Source organism: Pseudomonas sp. 58 R 3 (genome assembly GCF_900006605.1).
Taxonomy (GTDB): Bacteria; Pseudomonadota; Gammaproteobacteria; order Pseudomonadales; family Pseudomonadaceae; genus Aquipseudomonas; species Aquipseudomonas salomonii.
The window spans coordinates 1-14970 of record NZ_CVTT01000053.1 but is presented as its reverse complement, the minus strand read 5'-3'; the positions used below and the strand labels follow the sequence as shown (position 1 = coordinate 14970).

Genomic DNA, 14970 nt, shown 5'->3' with positions numbered 1-14970 from the left:
GCGCCGCAGGGGTCGCCGCGACGGGCTTTCCACAGCAGCGGTGTGACCACGGTTTCGGTCGGGCCGTAGCCGTTGAACAGATACGTCGGTTTCAGTGCGCGCCAGGCCAGGTCGTAGCTGGCCTGTGCCACGGCATCGCCACCGAAGCAGTACACGCGCACTTTAGGCGGGTTGCCGTCGCGTTCGGCATGCTCGGCCAGTTGTTGCAGGTACACCGGTGGGAACACGGCCATGGTTACGTTGTGACGGTGCATTTGCGCGTAGGTGTACTCCGGCAGCCACAGGCTGTCATCGCGGATCAGCACGCTGGCGCCGTTGATCAGCGGGTGCATCCAGCCTTCGTGGGAACCATCGAAGGCGAAGGACATGAAGTGCAATTCGCAGTCGGCCGGGCCGGTTTCGTAGCGCTCGCCCGTGGCGATGATGTGCGCCACCAGCGGGCCGTGGGAAACCGCCACGCCTTTGGGCATGCCGGTGGAGCCGGAGGTGTAGATCACGTAGGCGAGGTTGTCGCCGTCCAGATTGACGCTTGGTGCCGTGTCGCTGTGGCCCGTCCAGTCTTCGGTGCGGTCAATGGCCAGGGCTTCCAGCCCTTCGGCGAGCGGCAATTGCGGCAAGGCGCTGGTGTGGCTGAGCAGCAACCTGGCGCGGCTGTCTTGCATCATGTACAGCAGGCGGTCACGCGGGTATTCGATGTCCAGCGGCACATACACGCCGCCAGCCTTCATCACTGCGAGAAAAGCCACCATGATTTGCGCACTGCGCGGCATGGCAATCGCCACCCGCACTTCCGGGCCGACGCCACGGGCGATCAGCGCATGGGCCAGGCGGTTGGCCTGGCGGTCCAGCTCGCCATAAGTCAGGGTTTGCGCATCGAACTTGACCGCCACCGCATCCGGGGTTTCCCGGGCGCGATCGGCGAACAACTCATGCACCAGGCGCTCGGCCGAGAAGCCCGACTCGGTGCAGTTCCACAGTTGCAGGATGTGCTGCTGCTCGTCGCTATCCAACAGGTTCAACTGGCCGATGTTCTGCTGCTGGTCGGCAACCATCGCCTGCAACAGATTCTGCCAGTGGCGCGCCATGCGCTCGATAGTGGTGGCTTCAAACAGATCGGTGGCATAACCCAGCGAGGCCCACAGCCCTTGTGTACTTTCATGCACGTCCAAGTCGAGGTCGAAATGCGCGGTACGGCGCTCCCACTCCAGGCCTTCGATGCGCAAGTCCGTCAGCGCTTGCACACCCAGGTGTCCTTCGCTCTGATAGTTGAACATCACCTGGAACAACGGGTTCAGGCTCAGGCTACGCTCGGGTTGCAGGGCTTCCACCAATTGCTCGAACGGCAGGTCCTGATGGGCCTGTGCCTGCAGCGCACGCTGCTTGACCTGGGCCAGCAACTCGGCAACCGTCATGTGCCCGTCGATATCGGCCTTGAGCACTTGAGTGTTGACGAAAAAGCCGATCAGACGTTCGGTTTCCACACGATTGCGGTTGGCGATCGGCACACCGACACGGATGTCGTGCTGGCCGCTGTAGCGGTGCAGCAATGTCTGGAACGAGGCCAGCAGTAACATAAACATCGTCACGCCCTGCGCCTGGGCCAGGGCTTTAAGACCTTGCGCCAGTTCGGCAGGCAACGGCACATCCAGACGCGCGCCACGATGGCTTTGCTGCGCCGGACGTTGATGGTCGAACGGCAACTCCAATACGGGCTGTTCGCCACCGAGCACGTCGCGCCAGTAGTCCAGTTGTCGGGCCTGCTCACCGGCTTCCATCCACGTACGCTGCCATACGGCAAAGTCGGCGTACTGGATCGGCATCAGCGGCAACTGTGCTGCCTGGCCCTGGCTGAAGGCGGCATAAAGTTGCACCAGCTCGTCGATCATGACGTGCATCGACCAACCGTCAGAGACGATGTGATGCTGCACCAGCACCAACACATGATCGTCCTGCGCCACACGCATTAAGGTCACACGCAGCAACGGCCCGTTTTGCAGGTTGAACGGCTGTGCGATTTCGGCTTCTACCTGCGCTTGCAGATCAGCTTCTTGCACGTCAACGCACTGGACAGGCAACACCGCCTGCGCGCGGATAACTTGCCGCGCACCGTCCGCTTGCTGTTCGACGCAGGTGCGCAGGCTTTCATGGCGAGCGACCAACTCATCGAAACTGCGCTGCAACGCCGCCGTGTCCAGCCGCCCCCTGAGGCGCAAGGCGCTGGGGATATGGTAGGCGGCGCTGTCCGGGGCCAGTTGCCAAAGGAACCACTGACGCTCCTGGGCATACGACAGCGGCAGCGGCTGGTCACGACCGACCGACACCAGTGCGGGCGCCTGCTCACCCAGGCCACTTTCCAGGGCGAGCAAAGCGCCAGCGAACCCTTCCAGACGCGGCTGCTCGAACACCAGTTTGAGCGGTACTTCGCGCCCCAGCGTATGCCGCAAGCGTGAAACCACCTGCATGGCCAACAGCGAATGCCCGCCCATCTCAAAGAAATGGTCGGTCAACCCTACGCGCTCAACGCCCAGGATTTGCGCCCACACGGCGGCGACCTGCTGCTCCAGCTCAGTCACCGGTGCCACCCATGCCGGCTGCGATTGGCTGACATCGGGTTTGGGCAGCGCATTGCGATCCAGCTTGCCGTTGGGGTTCAGCGGCATGCGGTCGAGGAAGATGAGGTGGGCCGGCACCATATAATCCGGCAGTTGTTCGCGCAGCGTCAGCTTGAGGGATGCGGCGTCTTGCTGCTCGGCAACCAGATAGGCGACCAACTGATTGTCAACGGCCAGCACCAGCGTTTCGCGTACGCAGGGCTGGGCCAACAACAGCGCCTCGATTTCACCCAGCTCGATACGAAAACCGCGAATCTTGACTTGATGATCGACCCGCCCGACATACTCGATGACACCATCGGCGCGATAGCGTGCCAGGTCGCCGGTGCGATACAGCCGCTCGCCGGTTGCGCCGAACGGGTCCGGCACAAAGCGCTCGGCCGTGAGCAGCGCGCGGTTCAAATAGGCGCGCGCCAAACCGCAGCGGCTGCCGATGTATAACTCGCCCACCGCCCCCAACGGCGCCAGGTTCAAGTCGCGGTCCAGCACGTAAAGAGCGCGGCCCGGCAAGGAACGGCCAATCGGGCTGGCGGTGGCACCGACGATTTCAGCGGCGGCTGTGCAGTCCAGCACACTCGACACCACGGTGGCTTCTGTAGGGCCATAGGTATTGAGCAAGCGTACATGGCCAAGACCGGCTTTCACCCACTGCGCCGGGCCATCCAGTGGCATGGCTTCGCCACCAATGTGGACCTGTCGAAGCGCGCCATAGGATCGTGGCCCCGCCGCCAGGCAATCGAGCAGGAACAGGTTCCAATAAGCGGTCGGCAAGTCGGCCAGGGTGATGCCTTGGGCGATGATTTCGTCGTACAGCCGAGCGCTGTCCCACAGCTGCGGCCCTCGCAATACCACCGTCGCGCCGTGGGTCAGCGCCGGGTAGAGCTGCTCGACAAAACCGTCGAAATTCAAGGTAGCGAATTGCAGTACGCGATCATCCTGGGTCAGGCGCGAATAGTCGGCGGCCATCCGCGAAAACTCGGTCAGCGCCGCATGATCGATGGCCACGCCTTTGGGTTTGCCGGTGGAACCGGAGGTGTAGATCACGTAGGCCAGGTTGTGCTTGTCAACCTTGACCTGCGGGTTGTTCTCGCCGTAGTTGACCAGACTCGGATCCGCCACGTCCAGCGTCGCCATGCCTTCTGGCAGCGGCATCGGCACATGGGCTTGCGTCAGTACCACACGCACACCGCTGTCCTCCAGCATATGCAGCAAGCGTTCGCGCGGGTATTGCGGGTCCAGCGGCACATAGGCGCCGCCGGCCTTGAGCACGGCCAACAAGCCAACCACCATCTCGAACGAGCGCTCGACCGCCACACCCACCCGCACTTCCGGGCCGACACCGCGTGCGATCAGCGCATGCGCCAGGCGATTGGCCTGGCGGTTCAACTCGGCATAACTGATGGTGTGTTCGTCCAGGCACAGGGCAACCGCCTCCGGGCGCTGTTGCACCTGGGCCTCGAACAACCCGTGAACGCCTGCCGCCGCTTCGAACACGGGGCCACTCTGGTTCCAGGCGTACAGCACATCGCGCTGTTCTGCATCGATCAGCATGGCCAACTGCGCCACACGGGTGTCCGCACGCCCGACAATGGCGCGCAGCAAGCGCTGCCAATGCTCGGCCATGCGTTGCACGGTGGGCGCTTCGAACAGGTCAGTGGCGTAGGTCAGCGACGCCCAGATACCTTGCGGGGACTCTTGAGTATCCAGGCTGAGGTCGAACTGTGCACTCTGGCTGCCCCACTCCAGTGCCTCAACGGCCAGGCCCGGCAATTGCAGCTCGCCACGGGACTTATGCGCTTCAGTCTGGTGGTTGAACATCACCTGGAACAACGGGTTATGGCTCAGGCTGCGCTCCGGTTGCAGTGCCTCGACCAGCTGCTCGAACGGCAGATCCTGATGACTCTGGGCCTGGAGTGCGCGCTGCTTGACCTGGGCCAGCAACTGACTGAAGGGCATCTGCCCGTCGATATCGGCCTTGAACACCTGGGTATTGACGAAGAAGCCGATAAGGCGCTCGGTTTCTGCGCGATTGCGGTTGGCGATCGGCACACCGACGCGAATATCCGACTGCCCGCTGTAGCGATACAACAGCGTCTGGAAGGACGCCAGCAACAGCATGAACAACGTCACACCTTCGCGCTGAGCCAGCGCCTTGAGGCTGCTGACCAACACTGCGTCCAGGTCCATGTCCAGACGCGCGCCGCGATAACTTTGTACCGGCGGGCGCGGATGATCCAGGGGCAACTCCAATACCGGTTGCTCACCGCCCAACCGCTCAACCCAGTAACCCAGCTGGCGCTCTTTTTCGCCGGCTTCCATCCAACTGCGCTGCCACAAGGCATAGTCGGGGTATTGAACCGGCAACTCCGGCAAGCGCACATCCTGGCCCTGGCTGAAGCCCACGTACAACTGCACCAGCTCATCGACCATGACCTGCATCGACCAGCCGTCGGAGACAATGTGGTGCAACACCAGCACCAGTACATGCTCATCCGGCGCCATCTGCAGTAATTTCACCCGCAGCAGCGGGCCTTGTTGCAGATCAAAGGGTTTGGCGACTTCGGCTTGCACTTGAGCTTCGAGTTGCGTGCGATCACCCACACCCTCAGCGATCTCAAGGTGCAGTTCAGGCTTGACCACCTGTAATACCTGATCGACGTCCTGATGCAGGCAGGTGCGCAAACTCTCGTGACGGGCAATCAAGGCGTCAAAGCTGCGTTGCAAGGCCGGCCGATCAAGTTGGCCTTTTAACCGCAACGCACGTGGCAAATGGTAGGCAGGGCTCTGCGGCTCCAACTGCCACAAAAACCACTGCCGCTCCTGGGCATAAGAGAGTCGCAGCGGCTCGCCTTCCTGACGCTTGAAAACCGGGGCAATCTCAAACAGGTTGATGCCTTGCTGCTTGAGCATTACCGCCAACGCTTTCTTTTGTTGCGCAGACAGTGAACCTACCGACTCGATTAATGCTTGCACGCCACGCCCCTCAGGAAATCAATTTATCCAAATCTTCTGCTGATAGACGTTTGAGGGCCTCCAAGGATTTAGCCAATGCGTCCTGCACCGGCGAATTATTTGTTTGCCGGGTGGCTACATAGGCACTGAAGTCCGCCAGGGTCGGGGTGGTGAAGATCGACTTGACGTCGAATTCGGCGTGCAACTGCTCGCGCAGGCGCACCACCACTTGGGTGGCCAACAGGGAATGCCCGCCCAACTCGAAGAAGTTGTCGTTCAGGCCCACCCGCTGCACGTCGAGCACTTCGGCCCAAATTGCGGCAATCTGTTGTTCCAGGTCGCTGCCCGGCGCCACGTATTCGCGCGTCTGCACGTTGGCGTCGGCTTTGGGCAACGCCTTGCGGTCGAGCTTGCCGTTGGGGCTCAGGGGCATCTGTTCCAGCAGCATCCATAGCGCGGGCACCATGTAGTCCGGCAGGTTTTGGGCCAAGTGCGCGCTCACTACGTCGCGCCAGTCATCGGCGGCGTGTTGCAGCACCAGGTAGCCCACCAGGTATTTGCCGTCGACGGCCAGCACCGCGGCTTCACGCACCCATTCATGCTCCAGCAGGCGCGCTTCGATTTCGCCCAACTCGATACGCAGGCCACGCAACTTGACTTGATGGTCGATACGCCCGGCGTACTCGATCACGCCGTCGTCGCGATAACGCGCCAGGTCGCCGGTGCGGTACAGGCGCTCACCGTTGGCAAAGGGGTTGGCAATAAAGCGCTCGGCGGTCAATACCGGACGCCGGTGATAACCACGGGCCAGGCCGACGCCGCCCAGGTAAAGCTCGCCCAATACGCCAATGGGTACCGGTTCGAAATGGCTGTCGAGGATGTAGCAGCCCAGATTGGCAATCGGGCGACCAATCGGCACCGCATCGCGACCTTCATCAAGGCAGGTCCAGTGGGTCACATCGATGGCGGCTTCAGTCGGGCCGTACAGGTTATACAGCCGCGCTTGCGGCAGTTTGGCGAAGACCTGCTGTTGCGCATCCACCGGCAGCGCCTCGCCGCTGCACACGATGCGGTGCAAGGTGTGGCACGTCGCAACGGTCGGGTCTTGCACAAAGGCCTGCAACATCGAGGGTACAAAGTGCAGCGTGGTGACCTGTTCGGCATTGATCAGGCTGACCAGCCTGGCCGGGTCACGGTGGTCGCCCGGCGCGGCAACGACCAGGCGTGCGCCGGTCATCAGTGGCCAGAAGAACTCCCACACCGACACGTCAAAGCTGAACGGGGTCTTTTGCAGCACGCTGTCGCTGACATCCAGGCCATAGGCCTCCTGCATCCATTGCAGGCGGTTGGTCAGGGCCGCATGACGGTTGCCGGCGCCTTTGGGCTGGCCGGTGGAACCGGAGGTGTAGATCACGTAGGCGAGGTTTTCGCCGTCCAGAGCAATACCCGGATTCTCTGCGCTATAGCTGTCGAACTCCGTCTCGCCTAGTACCAGCGTTTCCAAACCGTGTGGAATCGGCAGCTGACCGAGTAGATGCGCCTGAGTGAGCAGTAGCTTCACGCCGCTGTCTTCGAGCATGTAGGCCAGGCGCTCACGGGGATATTCCGGGTCCAGCGGCACATACGCGCCACCGGCCTTGAGCACCGCCAGCAGGCCGACCACCATCTCGATGGAACGCTCTACCGCCAGCCCCACCAGCGAGTCCGGGCCAACGCCCGCTTCGATCAGACGATGGGCCAGGCGATTGGCGCGGCGGTTCAGCTCGGCGTAATTCAAGCGCTGCTCGGCAAACACCAGTGCCGGCGCCGCTGGCGTGAGCGCAACCTGCGCTTCAATCAGTTGATGCACCGTTTGCTGCAACGGGTAATCGCGGGATGTGGCGTTCCAGTCCTGAATCACCTGCTGACGCTCAGTGGCGTCGAGCATCGCCAGCTCACCCAGACGTTGCTGCCCGCCCTCAAGCATGGCTTGCAGCAGGTTGACCAGGTGTCGGCCGTAACCTTGCACCGTGTCTTCATGGAAATACGCGCGGGCAAAGCTGAACTGCACCGACAGCGTATCGCCCAGATCCACCAGCACCGTCAGCGGGAAGTTGGTTTGTTCATGGGCGTGGGGTTCGCCAAACTGAATGCCGCTGCCGCCGCTTTGCGCCAGGGCTTTGGACACCGGGTAGTTTTCGAACACCAGGATATTGTCGAACAAGGCTTCACCGCCCTGCCCGGCCCAGCGCTGAATGTCATACAGCCCGGTGTGCTCGTGCTCACGCAACGCCAGGTTTTGCGCCTGCACCGCTTGCAACCAGTCGGCCACCGTCACCTGCCCCTCTACCGCGCAGATCACCGGCAAGGTGTTGATGAACAGACCGATCTGCTGCTCAACGCCCGCAAGCTCCGCCGGGCGCCCGGCCACAGTGGCACCGAACGCCACCACCGCCTGGCCACTGTGACGCTGCAACAGAATCAGCCACGCCGCCTGGATCAGGGTGTTAAGCGTGACCTTGTGGCTTCGGGCGAACGACTCAAGTTGAGTTGTGAGTGTGCGATCAAGCGCCAGTTGGTGCTCGCCATGCCCTTGCACCGCCATCGGTTGGCTGCTGCCCAGCCGAGTTGGGGTTTGCAACGCACTCAACTGCTCGCGCCAGAAGGCTTCGGTCGCAGCGGCGTCACGCTGTTGCAGCCAGCCGATGTAATCGCGATAGCGCCCGGCCGCTTCCGGCACCGCCACCCCGGCATAGCGTTGCAGCACTTCACCGAACAGTCGCGAATTGCTCCAGCCGTCCATCAGGATGTGATGGCTGGTGTAGATCAACTCGTAGCACTGCTCATCGGTGCGCACCAGTACCAGGCGCACCAGCGGTGGCTTGGCCAGGTCAAAACCCTGGCGGCGCTGGGCCTGTTGCAGGTTGCGCAGTTCCAGTTCGCGCTCCGGCATGGCGCGCCAGTCCAGAACCTGGATCGGCAACCGTGCCTGGCGGTACACCACCTGGCACGGCCACTCCAGCTGGCCTTCCCAGAAGAACCCGCTGCGCAGCACATCATGGGCCTGCACCGTGGCATCCCAGGCGTGCTGGAAGCGCGACACGTCCAGGCCCTGCGCAGTCACGCGGATCTGGTTGATGTAGTCGCCCGCCGTCTGCTCATAGAGCGTGTGAAAGAGCATGCCCTGCTGCATGGGCGACAAGGTGTAGAGGTCTTCTACGGCATCGAAGGCCAGCGGCAACGACTCCAGCTGCGATTGATTCAAGCGCGACAACGGGAAATCGGAAGCGGTCACACCGCCATTGCCGGGCGTGCAGCAATGTTCGATCAGCGCGTTGAGTTCGCGGGTGTAGGCCGCGCTCAGCGTTTCGATCACAGCAGGGTCGAACATCAACGGGCTGAACGTCCAGCCCAGTTGCAGTTCGCCGCCATAGACCTGGCCGTTGAGCGTCAACCAGTTGCCCAGCGGCGCGTCCGGGCTTTGTTCGGTGCCGGCACTTTCTGCGGCGGGCGCGAACAGCGTGTTTGGCTGGTCGAAACTGCCGTCGACCTGGCCCAGGTAGTTGAAGGTGATGCGTGGCGCTGGCAGAGCACTGAACGCCGCACGTGTGGCGTCATCGCCCAGGTAACGCAAAGCGCCAAACCCCAGGCCTTTATGCGGCACGCTGCGCAGTTGCTCCTTGATCTGTTTGATCGAAACCGCCAGGGATGCGTCCGGAGTCAGGCGCACCGGAAACAGACTGGTGAACCAGCCCAAGGTGCGCGTCAGGTCGATGTCGTCAAACAGGTCTTCACGGCCATGGCCTTCCAGCTGGATCAGGCTCGAGGCGTGGCCCGTCCACTGGCAGATCACCCGCGCCAGGGCCGTGAGCAGCAGGTCGTTGATCTGGGTACGGTAGGCGGTCGGCGCCTGTTGCAGCAGTTGCCGGGTGCGTTCGGCGTCCAGTTGGCTGACCACAGTCTCGGCCAGTCGCCCGGGGCGCGCGCCTTGCGGTTCACGGCACGGCAAGTCGCTGGCCGCACCTTGCAGCTGTTGCAGCCAAAAGGCTTGCTCGGACGCCATCGCCGCACTGCGGGCGTGGGCCTGCAAGCGCTCGGCCCAGGCTTTGAACGACGAGGTTTTGGCCGGCAATGTTTGTTCGCGATACAGCGCTTGCAGGTCTTCGAGGAACACCCGCCAGGACACGCCATCCACCACCAAGTGGTGCATCACCAGCAACAGGCGCTGGGAACCGTCTGCCAGCTCGGCCAGGACCGCACGCAGCAATGGCCCCTGTTGCAGGTCGAGGCTGCGCTGGGCTTTTTCGCACAGTGCGGTCAACTCGCTGGCATCCGCCACCTTGGCTTGCCACAGCACCTGTGTGCCTGCTGCGGCATGCTCGGCTTTCCAACCCTCAGGGTGCTGGCTAAAGCGCAAACGCAACACATCATGGTGGGCAATCAGGCCTTGCAAAGCAGTTTCCAGACGATCGCCCTCAAGCGTTTGGCGTGGCGTCAGCAAGAAGGATTGGTTCCAGTGATGCGAGTCCGGCAGTTGCCTGTCGAAGAACAACTGCTGGAACGGCAGCAACGGCGTCTCACCCTGTACAGAACCCTGGTCGATCACCCGCGCGCTTTGCAACTGCGCCACCCGCGCGAGGCTGCGCACGGTTTGATGCTGGAACAACGCCTTGGCGGTGAAATGAATACCGGCGGCACGCGCGCGGCTGACTACCTGGATGGAGATGATCGAGTCACCGCCGCGCTCGAAGAAGTTGTCGTTCAACCCCACCAGCTCGATGCCCAGCACATCGGCCCAGATAGCGGCGATTTGCTGCTCCAGCGCGCTTTGCGGGGCTTCATATTGCTGCGTGGCTTCGGGCTTTGGCAGCGCCTTGCGGTCAAGCTTGCCGTTGGGGCTCAGGGGCATCTGCTCCAGCAGCATCCATTGTGCGGGCACCATGTAGTCCGGCAGGGTTTCGGCCAGATGCGCACTGAGTACATCGCGCCAATCGTCAGCGGCGTTTTGCAGGACCAGGTAGCCCACCAGGTATTGACTGTCCGGCGCCAACACCGCTGCTTCGCGGACGTAATCGTGCGCCAGCAAACGGGCTTCGATTTCGCCCAACTCGATACGCAGGCCACGCAATTTGACCTGATGATCGGCCCGCCCGGCGTATTCGATTACGCCGTCTGCGCGATACCGCGCCAGGTCGCCGCTGCGGTACAGACGCTCACCGCTGACAAAGGGATGGGCGATAAAGCGCTCGGCGGTCAATGCCGGACGCCGGTGATAACCACGGGCCAGGCCGACGCCGCCCAGGTAAAGCTCGCCCAATACGCCAATGGGTACCGGTTCGAAATGGCTGTCGAGGATGTAGCAGCCCAGATTGGCAATCGGGCGACCAATCGGCACGGCGTCACGCCCTTCATCGACACAGGTCCAGTGGGTCACGTCGATGGCGGCTTCGGTCGGACCGTACAGGTTATACAGCCCGGCGTGCGGCAGTTTGGCCAGGACTTGCTGTTGCGCATCCACCGGCAGCGCCTCGCCGCTGCACACGATGCGCTGCACGCTGTGGCAGGTCGAAACCGCCGGGTCTTGCAGGAACGCCTGCAACATCGAGGGCACAAAGTGCAGCGTGGTGATCTGCTCGGCCGTGATCAGGCTGACCAGCCGGGCCGGATCACGGTGATCGCCCGACGCTGCGACGACCAGGCGTGCGCCGGTCATCAGTGGCCAGAAGAACTCCCACACCGACACGTCAAAGCTGAACGGGGTCTTTTGCAACACGCTGTCGTTGACGCCCAGGCCATAGGCCTGCTGCATCCATTGCAGGCGATTGAGCAGCGCTGAATGGCGGTTTCCGGCGCCTTTGGGTTGGCCGGTGGAGCCGGAGGTGTAGATCACGTAGGCGAGGTTTTCGCCGTCCAGCGCGATGTCCGGGTTCGCGTCGCTGTAGCCTTCGAAGCCGGTTTCACCCAGCACCAAAGTTTCCAATCCTGGCGGGATCGGCAACTGTTCGAGCAAATGCGCCTGAGTCAGCAGCAGCTTCACACCGCTGTCTTCAAGCATGTAGGCCAGCCGCTCACGCGGGTATTCCGGGTCCAGCGGCACATAGGCGCCACCGGCCTTGAGCACGGCCAGCAGCCCCACCACCATCTCGATGGAGCGCTCCACGGCCAGCCCCACCAGCGAATCCGGGCCAACGCCGGCTTCGATCAAACGATGGGCCAGGCGATTGGCGCGGTGGTTCAGTTCGGCGTAGCTCAGCGATACGTCACCAAAGCGCAACGCCGCTGCATCCGGCTGCTTGAGCGCCTGCGCTTCTATCAACTGATGCACCCAGTGGCCTTGCGGGTAAGCGCGCTCGGTGGCATTCCACTGGTAGAGGAGTTGTTGGCGCTCCGTGGTATCCAGCATGGCCAGATCCTGCAAGGCCAATGCAGGGTTGGCCACGGCGGCGCGCAACAGGTTCAGCCAATGGCCCAGCATGCGCGAGGCGGTCGCCGTATTGAACAGGTCGGTGGCATAGGTCAGGGAGGCCCAGAGGCCGTCGCCGCTCTCCTGGGTATCCAGGCTCAGGTCAAACTGGGCGCTCTGGGTTTCCAGTTCGAGGCCGGCCACACGCAGGCCCGGCAGTTGTTGCTCTGCGGATGGGGTCTTGGCCTGGTGGTTGAACATCACCTGAAACAGCGGGTTATGGCTCAGGCTGCGTTCGGGTTGCAGTGCTTCGACCAGTTGCTCGAACGGCAAGTCCTGATGAGCCTGGGCCTCCAGCGCGCGGCGCTTGGTATGTTGCAGCAACTGGGTGAACGTCATCTGGCCGTCGAGATCGGCCTTGAGCACCTGGGTGTTGACGAAAAAGCCGATCAGCGATTCGGTCTCGACACGGTTGCGGTTGGCGATCGGCACGCCGACGCGAATATCCGACTGCCCGCTGTAGCGGTACAGACATGCCTGGAACGCCGCCAACAGCAGCATGAACAGCGTCACCCCTTCGCGTTGCGCCAGGGCCTTGAGACCGGCGACCAGGGCGGGTTCCAGGGCCATGTCCTGGCGTGCGCCTAGGAAACTCTGCTGCGCTGGGCGCGAGTAATCGAGCGGCAGTTCCAGCACCGGCTGTGTGCCGCTGAGCAGCTCACGCCAGTAATCCAGTTGGCGGGCCTTCTCCCCCGCTTCCATCCAGCGGCGTTGCCACACTGCGTAGTCGACGTACTGGATCGGCAGCGGCGCCAACGTGCAGTCCTGGCCCTGGCTGTAGGCGGCATACAGCTGCATGAGCTCTTGCACCATCACGCCCATCGACCAGCCGTCAGAGACGATATGGTGCTGCACCAGCACCAATACATGCTCTTCTGCGCTTAGGCCGAGCAAGCTGACGCGCAATAACGGACCTTGCTGCAAATCGAAAGGTCGGGCGATTTCAGCTTCGACGCTTGCCTTGAGCTGGGCCTCGTCGATTGAGCGTTCAGCAATCTCGATCACCGCATGCGCCAACACTTGCTGGGCACGCTGCTCGCCCTCCAGGTGCAAACGGGTGCGCAGGCTCTCGTGGCGTGCCACCAGCGTGTCGAAGCTGCGTTGCAGCGCGGCCTTGTCCAGGCGCCCGCTCAGGCGCAAGGCGCCGGGGACGTGATAGGCCGCGCTGTGCGGGTCCAGTTGCCAGAGAAACCACTGGCGCTCCTGGGCATAAGACAGCGGCGCGTGTTGGCCCTGCTCGCGAATCGAGGCGATCGGCAGTTGCGCGAAACTCATGCCGCGGCTTTGCAGGCGTTGGTAAAACTGCTGACGCTGTTCCAGAGGCAGGCGAAGAAAGCGCGAAACCAGATCGATATTAGGGTTGGAAAGCATGGTTCAAATCGCCTCTAGTTCGCTCAAAAAGTCACGAAGGTCATCAAAATCTTCCGCGCTGCCGGCGCGGAAGGTGGCGGCGGCCTGCACATAGGCGCGCAACGTTTCGGTCTGGAACACTTCCACCAGCGGCACTTGCAGCCCCAGTTCGGCCTGCACCCGCGAAGTGATCTGGATCGCCAGCAGGGAGTGGCCGCCCACTTCGAAGAAGTTATCGTCCAGGCCCACGCGAGGCAGGTGCAGAATCTCGGCCCAGATCGCGGCAATCTGTTGCTCCAGCTCGGTTTGCGGGGCGACGTAGTGCTGCTGCATCAGGCTCGCATCCGGCTCGGGCAGGCCCTTGCGGTCGAGCTTGCCGTTAGGCGTGAGTGGCATCTGCGCCAGGAACATGAAGTGCGTGGGCACCATGTAATCCGGCAAGCGGGTTTTCAGCGCACGGCGCAGGCTGTCGCGGAACTCGGTTTCATTTGGCTGCGCGGTTGCTGGAACCACATAAGCCACCAGCTGTTTGCCGTTCGGGCCTTCCTGGGCCACGACAACGGTTTCGCCAACGCTGTCCTGCTCACGCAGACGCGCCTCGATTTCACCCAGCTCAATACGGAAACCACGGATTTTTACTTGATGGTCAACTCGGCCAAGGTAATCCACCACCCCATCTGCGCGGCCACGGGTCAGGTCGCCGCTGCGGTACACGCGGCTGCCGGGTTTGCCGAACGGGTCCGGCACGAAGCGTTCGGCAGTCAGTGCCGGGCGCTCCAGATAACCGCGGGCCACGCCTTCGCCGCCCAGGTAGAGCTCACCGGCCACGCCGATGGGTTGCAGGTTGAGTTGCGCGTCCAGCACGTAGCCGCTGCGGTTGCCCAACAGCGTGCCGATCGGCGCATAGACGGCGCCGCAGGGGTCGCCGCGACGGGCTTTCCACAGCAGCGGTGTGACCACGGTTTCGGTCGGGCCGTAGCCGTTGAACAGATACGTCGGTTTCAGTGCGCGCCAGGCCAGGTCGTAGCTGGCCTGTGCCACGGCATCGCCACCGAAGCAGTACACGCGCACTTTAGGCGGGTTGCCGTCGCGTTCGGCATGCTCGGCCAGTTGTTGCAGGTACACCGGTGGGAACACGGCCATGGTTACGTTGTGACGGTGCATTTGCGCGTAGGTGTACTCCGGCAGCCACAGGCTGTCATCGCGGATCAGCACGCTGGCGCCGTTGATCAGCGGGTGCATCCAGCCTTCGTGGGAACCATCGAAGGCGAAGGACATGAAGTGCAATTCGCAGTCGGCCGGGCCGGTTTCGTAGCGCTCGCCCGTGGCGATGATGTGCGCCACCAGCGGGCCGTGGGAAACCGCCACGCCTTTGGGCATGCCGGTGGAGCCGGAGGTGTAGATCACGTAGGCGAGGTTGTCGCCGTCCAGATTGACGCTTGGTGCCGTGTCGCTGTGGCCCGTCCAGTCTTCGGTGCGGTCAATGGCCAGGGCTTCCAGCCCTTCGGCGAGCGGCAATTGCGGCAAGGCGCTGGTGTGGCTGAGCAGCAACCTGGCGCGGCTGTCTTGCATCATGTACAGCAGGCGGTCACGCGGGTATTCGATGTCCAGCGG

3 protein-coding genes are annotated in these 14970 nt (G+C 62.8%); all 3 read right to left on the bottom strand.

All coding sequences use genetic code 11. The annotated features are described in order from the left end of the window. A partial coding sequence (locus BFP92_RS15530; protein ID WP_139114075.1) for a non-ribosomal peptide synthetase occupies positions 1–5522 on the bottom strand: 5522 nt, incomplete at its 3' end. 73 nt (positions 5523–5595) lie between these two features. Next, complete coding sequence (locus tag BFP92_RS15525; protein WP_083221750.1) at positions 5596–13377, bottom strand: non-ribosomal peptide synthetase; 7782 nt, start codon at positions 13375–13377, stop codon at positions 5596–5598. A 3-nt stretch (positions 13378–13380) separates the two neighbouring features. Then, positions 13381–14970, bottom strand: a 1590-nt coding sequence (locus tag BFP92_RS15520; protein ID WP_139114074.1) for an amino acid adenylation domain-containing protein, incomplete at its 5' end; no start/stop codon positions are given.